We start from the raw sequence: 8,722 nt of genomic DNA, 5'->3' as shown, positions 1-8,722 counted from the left end.
GTAAGGGAACTCTCCTCGCCTGCGGGAGAGACCGAGCTTGACGAGACGCCGGAGGAAGAGGCCTCGGTCGTGGAGGCCGGGCCGGCAGCGCAGAAAAGGGCCGTGCGACAGGCACCGCCCGTGAAGGCCAAGCCGACCCCCGCGCAGAAGAAGCAGGGGCAGACGGTACGGGTCGACATCGGTCACCTGGACAAGCTCATGAACCTGGTGGGCGAGCTGGTCATCGGGCGCGCCCGGATAGAGAGGCTGGTCCAGGAGGCGCAACTTCGCCAGTTCGACGAGCCCTTGTCACAGCTCGGTCGTATATCGGGCGACATCCAGGAGCTTGTGACCAAGCTGCGCATGGTCCCTGTGTCCTTCATATTCGAGCGCTTCCCGCGCCTGGTCCGGGACCTTTCCAAGTCTCTTGACAAGGAGATCCAGCTGATAATGGAGGGTCAGGAGACGGAGCTCGACCGCACGGTCATCGACGAGATCGGCGAGCCGATGGTCCACATCATCAGGAACTCGATCGACCACGGAATAGAGAGGAAGGCGGACAGGAAATCCGTGGGCAAGCCCGCCAAGGGCACAATAAAGATCTCCGCCTACCAGGAGGGCAGCGGGGTCATAATAGAGGTGATGGACGACGGCAAGGGGATAGACGCCGCCAAGGTGAGGACGAAGGCGCTGGCGAACGGCGTCGTCACCGAGGAGGAGGCCGCCGCCATGAGCGACGACGAGATGGTCAACCTGATCCTTCTGCCGGGCTTCAGCATGGCGGACGAGGTCACCGATCTGTCCGGCAGGGGAGTCGGCATGGACGCCGTGAGGACAAAGGTCGAGGCGCTCGGCGGCCAGTTTGACATCTCGACGGAGCTGGGTGCCGGGACCAACGTCTATCTGAGGCTTCCCCTGACCCTTGCGATAGTCCTCGCGCTTCTGATCAAGGTCGGAGAGGAGACATACGCCCTTCCCTTGGAGAACGTCGAAGAGACCATCCTCGTGAAAAAGGAGAACGTCAAGACCGTTCACGGAACCCCGGCGACGCTGCTTCGGGGAGAGGTGCTCTCGCTGTACGATCTTTCGATGATTCTGCAGACTCCGAACTGCTCGCGGGAGCAGAGGGAAGAGTTCCCGGTGGTGGTCGTCAGGATGGGACGCAACAGGGTGGGCTTCATCGTCAGCGAGCTGATCGGCCAGCAGGATATCGTCATCAAGTCACTGGGACGCTTTATGTCGAAGATTAAGGGCATAGCGGGCGCCACGATACTTGGAGATGGAAACGTGGCTCTGATCCTGGACGTCGCGGGCCTGCACGGCAGATAAAAATTCAAATAGGGAAGGACGCGGCATTTCCATGGAGGTTGAAAATTTTAGCAGCATTCAGCTGGACGCCATGAAAGAGGTCGGCAATATCGGCGCCGGCAACGCCGCGACGGCGCTGTCGGCCATGCTGTCCCGCACGGTGGATATGGATGTCCCGAAGGCCGAGCTGGTCTCCATCTACGAGCTCGCCGAGTACTACGGCGACCCGTTGAAGGAGATCGCGGCGGTCTTCGTCCGTTCGGACGGAGACTTCCCGTGCAGCCTCATCTTCTTCCAGGACGAGGAGGACGCCCAGACGATGGTCGACCTTTTGATCATGCATCAGATGGGAGGCATGCTCCCGGAGGATCTGCCCGACGAGATGAGGGACAGCGTGCTCACCGAAGTGGGCAATATCATCCTGAGCTCCTTCCTGAACGCGGTCAACGTCCTCATAGGCGGAACGCATAGCATCTCCGTGCCCGGGGTCGCCCACGATATGATGGGCGCGGTGCTTGAGGTAGTGGCGTCGATCTTCGGTCAGGCGGGGGAATACGCCTTTCTCGTCGATACCACGCTCAAGGTGAGCGACCTCGACAGAGATGTCTCGGGCAAGGTTGTGCTGCTCCCCGACCCGGGATCGTTGGAAATACTCTTTGGAAAGCTGCAGGTGCTTTGATCCATGGATAGGGCCCATCATGTGGGTATGGCCGATATAATTGTCGTCTCCGCCCCGGAAGTGCTTGTAACCCTGGGGCTGGGCTCGTGCATCGGCCTTGTTCTATATGACCAGTCCGCCAAAGTGGCGGGGATGGCGCACATAATGCTGCCGGACAGCAGGGGAGCGGGAGCCAAGGCGCTTGAGAAGCCGGGAAAGTTCGCGGATACCGCCATTCCGAAGCTGATAGACATGGTATGCGCCAAGGGGGCGCTGCGGACGAGGCTTAAGGCGAAGTACGCCGGAGGGTCCCAGATGTTCGCCCTGCCCGGCGCACAAACCGACTTCCTCGCAGTGGGAAGCAGGAATGCCAAGGAGACCGAACTGCTGCTCAAAAGGACCGGCATATCGATAGTCAAATTCGATGTCGGAGGCAACAAGGGACGAACGATCGAGTTCTCCACGACGACATGGATGCTTACGGTCAAGGTGCTTGGGAAGGGGAAGATAGAAATTTGACCGAACCGGAGAAGGGAGATGATCGTATGGATTCTGAGTTCGAGCATGTCGAAGAAGTCCTCGGAGAAACGACTTCTACTGGCTACGCGGAGACCGGGGCTTATGAAAATTCAGCCTCCGTGGTCGATGCGCTGCCTCCGGACACGGTGGATGAACTGTGCTCGATGTTCGGCTGTACCAGGGACGCCCTTGGAGTCCTTCTCTCGTCGACCTCCGCCGACCCCAATCACGTGCTGTCGCTTATAAACGCGCTCTCTCCCTCTTACATAGCCATAAAGCTCCGCTTCGAGACGCGGAAAAAGGGCGAGGTGGGCGGAGCGGCCTGCGTGATCGCCGAGGGGAGATCGGGAGAGCTGGTCGACACCACCATGTGGGTCAGCAGCAGGGAGCTGCCGGTGTCTTTCAACATTCATGCCGATTGGGAGGCCGTCAGAAACGCCATCCAAAAGATGGGCAACACTCCTGACCGAGCTCTCTTCCCAAAGGTCATGCAGCTTATCAAAGAGGTCTTTTCCCCCACCGCCGTCAACACCCTGTACTCCTCCGCCTCGCAGAAGGAGTACATAACGGAGGCCCTTGAGAAGTCCTTCCTGATGGTCTATCACAGCGAGATAGTATTCGACCTCTCGATCGAGACGTTCAACAAGACGCGGCTCGACATGGGAGGGCTCGGCGAGGTGGAGAAGGCTGAGGTGACGGAATCGGAGTCCGAAACGCCTTTGACCCTCGGCCTCTCCAAGGTTCTGATAAACTGCAAGCCCATCCTCGATCCGGTGAAGGGGAAGGCGGTCTCGGAGATCTCTTCGGGTGACTACCTGTACGTCGAGGTGGTAAAGACCGGTGCCCTGTCTAGCGTCATCGACAAGATTCTGTCAAGGGCCGGCGAACACCCGGCCTTCCAGGTGACCTCCGTCGAGAGGCTGCCGAGCGGGCAGTATCTCATCAAGCTCTTCATAAGCAAGGGGATAGAGGGATTGGCCAGGGTGAGCGCCGACCTGCGACTGAAGATCGCGCCTCTCTTTACGATGAAGGAGGCAGGCGCCGGGCTTAAAACCGTGACGAAAAAGGCCCTGCCCGGATTGGTCTTCACGATCGCGATAGGCCTGTTGATCTACATCCTCTATCGGAGCTAGGGGGCGGGCGGACTTGGCCCTGAAGACATCGGACGCCGCTCTGTGGGAGGAATACATCGCCACGCCGGACGAGAAGAACAGGGAGAGGGTGGTAAAAAGATACCTTCCCCTGGTGAAGTACGTCGCGGCGCGGATGGCTGTGTCGCCGCCCTCCGGGCTGGACTACGAGGATCTGCTAAGCTTCGGAGTGTTCGGCCTGCTGGATGCGATCAACCGCTTCGACATCTCCAAGGGCTTCTCGTTCCAAACCTTCGCCGTGCCGCGAATTCGCGGGGCGATACTTGACGAGCTGCGCAAGTACGACTGGATCTCCAGGACGGGCAGGGAAAAGTTGCAGAGGCTCGGCAGGGCCATGGAGTCCGTCCTCCAGGAGAAGGGAGTCCTCTCCGACGAGGCGGTGATGGAGGCCATGGGCGCGAGCGAGAAGGAGTACCGCGAAACCCTCGAGCTCTCCAGCCGCAGCTACATCGTCTCTCTTGACGAGGTGCTCTCCCTGGAGGAGGGCGAGGTGACCCGCGATGCCATAATACCCGATGAAAAGGCATCGGCCATCGACCTCCTCGAGGAGGGGGACGAGGCGGCGAAGGTGACCGCAGCGCTGAAGTCCCTGCCGGAGAGGGAGGTACAGGTTGTATCCCTGTACTACTACGAAGGCTTGACACTGAAGGAGATCGGCCGGATATTGGGGGTTACGGAGTCAAGAGTGTCTCAGATACACGGCAAGGCGTTGGCCTCGCTAAGGGCCTTCCTGGTCTTGCGTGAATGACCGTTTTCACTTGGGGTGGTGATGCTCGTGTCTATCGATTATTTCCAGCTGGAGGTCCGCGAGGACGGAGTGTACCTAAAGGCCGGAGAGGGTGCCGAGATTACTATGTCGAACGTGGTTGGTTTTCTCAAGTCTCAGGGCCTCGATGGCTACGACTCGGTCTCAGTGGAGAAATACGTCGAGGAGAGGACCGAGGAGGCCAGAAGGATCGCCGACAGAGATCCCTCCCGTGAAAAAGCCGCCGGGTTCGACGTCAGGACGAGCCAGGACGGGTTGATAGCCGAGCTGTGGATAGAGCCTCCTTTTGCCGACCTACCCTGGCCCTCCGTTGAGACAGTTCTTCAATTTCTCGGGGAAAAGGGCGTCGTGGAGGGGATCGACCCCGGTGTCATAAAATCCATGATATCCGAGAAGAACGCCCGCATCTGGGTGCCTGTCGCATACGGCACGCCCTCCGTGGACGGAGTGGACGCCGAGATCGAGTACGTGGTCGAATCCGCCGTCGCGAGGCCCAAGGAGGAGGACGAGTCCGGGAGGGTGGATCTGAAGGACCTCGGAATAGTCACGATCATACTGAAGGACCAGCTCCTGGCCGTAAAAAAACCGCCCACGGAGGGAGTCCAGGGTGTCACCGTGAAGGGCGATCCCATCAAGAGCAAACCGGGCAAGGACCGTCCCCTTCCGGCGGGTGCGGGGACCTACGCGAGCGAGGATGGCCTGTCGCTTCACGCCCTGATCGACGGAAACCTTGTAGTGAAGGGCAACAAGATCAACGTTATCCCGGTTTTCCAAGTGGATGGCGATGTGGATTACAGCATCGGAAACATCAACTTCATAGGAACGGTCGTGGTGAACGGAGCCGTCCGCGAGGGCTTCGAGATCGTCACCACGGGAAACATAGAGATTCGGGGAGTAGTGGAGGGAGCGCACCTTTCAAGCAAGGGCAATATCGTGATCAGCGGCGGCGTGAGGGGGATGAACAAGGCGAACCTAGAGGCCGAGGGCGAGATATCGGTCGGTTTCATAGACCAGGCTAGGTTGCGCAGCGGTCGGAATATCACCGTGACCAACGCGGTGCTTCACAGCGACCTTGCTGCCCGAGAGAAGATCACCGTCATGGGAGGGGCCAAGGCCCAGATCGCGGGCGGGAAGATCCAGGCGGGGCTCGAGGTGGCATGCCTCACGCTCGGAAGCGAAATGGGGACCAAAACCGAGGTCGCCGTCGGCGTCCTCCCCGAGATCTCCGAGCGCAGGAAGCAGCTCGTGGCCATCATCGCGGAGACAGAGGACAAGGAGGGCAAGGTCGAGGCAAACCTTGGCTTTCTGAAAAAAGCCGAGGAGACGGAGCAGCTGGACGACAACAAGAGAGCACTGATGATAAGCCTGACAAAGGCCAAGTTCCAGATGCAAAACAAGCTTCACTCGTTGCGCGAGGAGTTGCGGGACATAGACGAGCAGATGGAGAGCAGCAAGAACAGGGGCTCCGTCCGTGTCAAGGGTGTCTGCCATCCGGGCGTCACCGTGTCCATCCGCGGAATGGCTTACATCGTCAGGGAGAAACAGATGTTCTGCTCCTTCGTCTTCGAGGACGGGGAGATAAGGATCAGGCCGTACGATCACTGACCGGCCCGAAATATAACTGAAAGGAGTGGAGGCCCGTGGTCACGCCGGTCAACCTGCAGCTGGCTCACTGGAACCTCGAGCACACTGCGCAGCAGACGCGCGACCCGGCCGCCGCAGCCGCGCAGGCCGGGCAACAGGGAGAGGTGCTTGCAGCCGCTGAACAAAGGGATTTTTCAGTGCAACAGATGGACCCCTCCGCCGAAAAAGAGGGGATCGCCAGAAAGAAGCGACAGGAAGAGGAGGAGAAGAGGGAGGGGCGACGCAGAAGAAAACCGGGAGGGTCGAAAGCGTCCGGAAAGAAGCAGGCGCCCGAGTCCTCGCTTGCCGACACGGGCAAGTTCGACCTTTACGCCTGAGCGGAGAGGGGCATCGCATTGTCTTCTCACTACGGAGGAAAAAACCTGGGCTACATCCTGGTGGACGGCTCGGGCGGGGTGTTTCGCGGTGCCGTTCTGGTCACGGACTTTCGGGGGATCCCGGCCGACTTCCGTTACACCGACCCGATCAAGCCCTCCCGAATAGAAAAAATTCTTTACGGGGGAGCGCTGGACGTCTACCTTAAAGAGGAACTGATACTTGAGAACATAGTCGGAGCCGTGGAAGTGCAGCCGACTCTCTGGATTTGCAGGGACGCCGACCTTCTCGAGTCCCTTTCCCGCACGGCTAGGGCGAAGGCAGTATTGCTCGCCCCCACCAGCAGGGCGCCCATGGACGCCGTGGGGGACACGGAAAAACAGAACGACCCCGGGTCGTACCTGGTTCAGGCCGACCCGATGAGCGCTCCGTTGCGCATCTCGCTGCCGCTGAGCAGATCCAAGGAGGAGGAGGCGAAGGCCGTGGCGTCGATACTGGTTGAGGCCGCCTCCACGATGGACCTCCTGGAGCCGTTCTCCCGCATGTCCAAGGCCCTGGCTGCGCTGGGCGAGGAGCAAAGTGGCGACTGAGGATATTCGCACCTTTCTTGCAAGGCTCTTCCTCGGAAAGGCTAAAGTCCGTTCGCTTCGCACAGAGGAGAGGAAGGTGGATATTCAGACAGTCGCGCGGCAGCTTGAGGTTCGCCCGCTTAGGAAGCCGGAGCGGGCCTTCGGCTCGAAACTCCTCGGGGCCGGGATGAGGATCGAGGCTAAGGGCTTCCGCCTTCCGCACGGTGCCTTCGACAGCATGACCAGGCAGGTGAAGTCCGTGCCGGTCACGCTGAACAGAGAGGTCAAGGTGGGCGGTCGCAAGATCCTGGGATTTGAAAAGGCCGCAATACGCCGTGTCAAGCGTCTCTCGGTCAAAAACAGGAGAGGCTTGAAAAGGGTCGCCTCCCTGCCCTTCGAGGTCGGGAATCGACTGCAGTGGTACGACGGGAGGGGGCGCCTCTCCAGCGCGGGCGAGTCGCCCCTTGCGCTTTACTACCCGGTCTTCGAGGACGGGATGATAAAAAGTATCTTCAATAAGGATAAAGGAACCCTGATAGTCTGGTATAATCCTCAAAAAGCGCATAGAGTCGGTGCCCTGCTGCTGGTAAGGAATTTCAGCGCCGGAGGCAGGCTCGAGTGGAGACAGGTCGACGTTTAGGCGATCCGGAAGACGATCTGCGGAGGTGGTTTTCGCCCGAACAACAATTGCTCCTTATTGCGGCCCTGTAGCCGCATTCGGTTCACCAAACAATCGTGGAGGGTTGACAACTGCATGGCGGACGAAAAAAAAACCGAAGTCTCTCCCCTATCGCCGGGAGAGATGGTCTTCTGCGTCGTGGAGCAGATTATGCCGTATGGCGCATTTGTGCGTATAAAAAATGGCCAGAGAGCGATGATTCACATATCGGAGCTGTCCCAAGGCTTTGTAAAAAAAGTCGAGGATGTGCTGACCCTTGGTCAGGAGCTTCAGGCCCGTGTGATTAAAATCGACGAGAAGGGGCGAATAGACCTCTCCCTGAAGAGGCAGGACGCCCCCCGGGCCGCTCCGTCGGGTTACGTGCCCAGAGGCTCGGCGCCGGCGCAGTCGTTTGACGACAACCTCGACAGCTTCGAGAAAAAGCTCTCGAACTACCTCAAGACAAGCGAGGCTAAGATCGCGGATCTCAACAGCAAGCGAAGCAGCGGCAGATCGCCGAAGAAGAGGGGCAGACCTTCGAGGTGAGAATGAAGGAAAAGCGATTCTCCCGGGGGCGCATCCGCCCCCTCTTTTTTTCGCGACCTCTCTCGAGCAAAGACCTTGCAATGCTTGCGAGCTGGATGAAAGCCCGTGCCTTCGATCCGGCGGTCGCCTCCGGAGTTGCAGTGCGCTGCTCCAGGGGGAACCCCGCAGTGATAACCTGTCGCTCGATTCGAGATAACAAGCCGTTCCCCACAGCCTTCTGGCTGACCTGTCCTTGGCTGGTTCACCTGTGCGGCCGACTGGAGTCCGAGGGAGCGATCGAGCTCCTGGAGCGCGACGTGAAGAGCAATCAGCCGTCATGGGTAAGCTACCACATGAGAGCCGCGCGCCTGCGAATACTCTCCATCTCACCCATGGAGAGGCGCTTTTTGCACCGGTTTCGGAAGGGCGAGTGGAGATCGCTCTCCCTCGGCGGAGTGGGCGGCATACGATACCAGGGAGGCGGAGGGGCCAAATGCCTGCACCTCCAGGTGGCCTACTGGCTCGCGGTCGGTTTCCATCCGGCGGAAGAGCTGCTCGAACGGATGGTACGCCCCCTCGAGTGCGAAGCTCCGTCCAAGTGGGGCTGTCAATAATTCTTCTATAAAGGAG

General features: G+C 59.6%; 11 protein-coding genes. All 11 read left to right on the top strand.

Annotated elements, in window-relative coordinates; genetic code table 11:
* Positions 1–1,308 (top strand): chemotaxis protein CheA (locus GX181_00445; protein ID NLM70412.1); only part of this gene is annotated, 1,308 nt, incomplete at its 5' end.
* Positions 1,309–1,339: 31 nt separating this feature from the next.
* Complete coding sequence (locus tag GX181_00440) at positions 1,340–1,966, top strand: chemotaxis protein CheC (GenBank protein ID NLM70411.1); 627 nt, start codon at positions 1,340–1,342, stop codon at positions 1,964–1,966.
* Between the two features lie 3 nt (positions 1,967–1,969).
* Positions 1,970–2,464, top strand: a complete 495-nt coding sequence (locus GX181_00435; protein NLM70410.1) for a chemotaxis protein CheD — start codon at positions 1,970–1,972, stop codon at positions 2,462–2,464.
* Between the two features lie 26 nt (positions 2,465–2,490).
* A complete protein-coding gene (locus GX181_00430; protein ID NLM70409.1) occupies positions 2,491–3,597 on the top strand; it encodes a hypothetical protein in 1,107 nt (368 codons plus the stop codon).
* 19 nt (positions 3,598–3,616) lie between these two features.
* Complete coding sequence (locus tag GX181_00425) at positions 3,617–4,363, top strand: FliA/WhiG family RNA polymerase sigma factor (protein NLM70408.1); 747 nt, start codon at positions 3,617–3,619, stop codon at positions 4,361–4,363.
* 27 nt (positions 4,364–4,390) lie between these two features.
* Positions 4,391–5,986 carry a DUF342 domain-containing protein gene (locus GX181_00420; protein NLM70407.1) on the top strand — a complete coding sequence of 532 codons (1,596 nt, stop codon included), beginning with the start codon at positions 4,391–4,393 and terminating at the stop codon, positions 5,984–5,986.
* A 35-nt stretch (positions 5,987–6,021) separates the two neighbouring features.
* Entirely contained in the window at positions 6,022–6,342 is a 321-nt protein-coding gene (locus tag GX181_00415; protein NLM70406.1) for a hypothetical protein, read from the top strand.
* A gap of 18 nt (positions 6,343–6,360) precedes the next feature.
* The gene (locus GX181_00410) at positions 6,361–6,930 is read left to right on the top strand and encodes a hypothetical protein (protein NLM70405.1); all 570 of its coding nucleotides are present in this window, start codon (positions 6,361–6,363) and stop codon (positions 6,928–6,930) included.
* On the top strand, positions 6,920–7,549 hold the full coding sequence (locus GX181_00405; GenBank protein ID NLM70404.1) for a hypothetical protein: 630 nt from the start codon (positions 6,920–6,922) through the stop codon (positions 7,547–7,549). The genes GX181_00410 and GX181_00405 overlap by 11 nt, the downstream gene beginning before the upstream one ends.
* 114 nt (positions 7,550–7,663) lie before the next feature.
* Complete coding sequence (locus GX181_00400) at positions 7,664–8,113, top strand: S1 RNA-binding domain-containing protein (GenBank protein ID NLM70403.1); 450 nt, start codon at positions 7,664–7,666, stop codon at positions 8,111–8,113.
* 95 nt (positions 8,114–8,208) lie between these two features.
* Positions 8,209–8,706 (top strand): DUF501 domain-containing protein, encoded by a 498-nt coding sequence (locus GX181_00395; GenBank protein ID NLM70402.1) that lies wholly within the window; start codon positions 8,209–8,211, stop codon positions 8,704–8,706.
* The last annotated feature ends 16 nt before the right edge of the window (positions 8,707–8,722 follow it).

The organism is Synergistaceae bacterium, from assembly GCA_012521675.1.
Taxonomy (GTDB): Bacteria; Synergistota; Synergistia; order Synergistales; family Aminobacteriaceae; genus JAAYLU01.
The sequence above is the reverse complement of the archived record's forward strand: the minus strand, read 5'-3'. Positions and strand labels throughout refer to the sequence as shown.

What these genes read in the sequence shown, in the direction of transcription:
- GX181_00430 (NLM70409.1), top strand. Translation starts at nt 2,491, where the DNA reads ATGGATTCTGAGTTCGAGCATGTCGAAGAAGTCCTCGGAGAAACGACT.
- GX181_00435 (NLM70410.1), top strand. Translation starts at nt 1,970, where the DNA reads ATGGATAGGGCCCATCATGTGGGTATGGCCGATATAATTGTCGTCTCC.
- GX181_00400 (NLM70403.1), top strand. Translation starts at nt 7,664, where the DNA reads ATGGCGGACGAAAAAAAAACCGAAGTCTCTCCCCTATCGCCGGGAGAG.
- GX181_00395 (NLM70402.1), top strand. Translation starts at nt 8,209, where the DNA reads ATGAAAGCCCGTGCCTTCGATCCGGCGGTCGCCTCCGGAGTTGCAGTG.
- GX181_00440 (NLM70411.1), top strand. Translation starts at nt 1,340, where the DNA reads ATGGAGGTTGAAAATTTTAGCAGCATTCAGCTGGACGCCATGAAAGAG.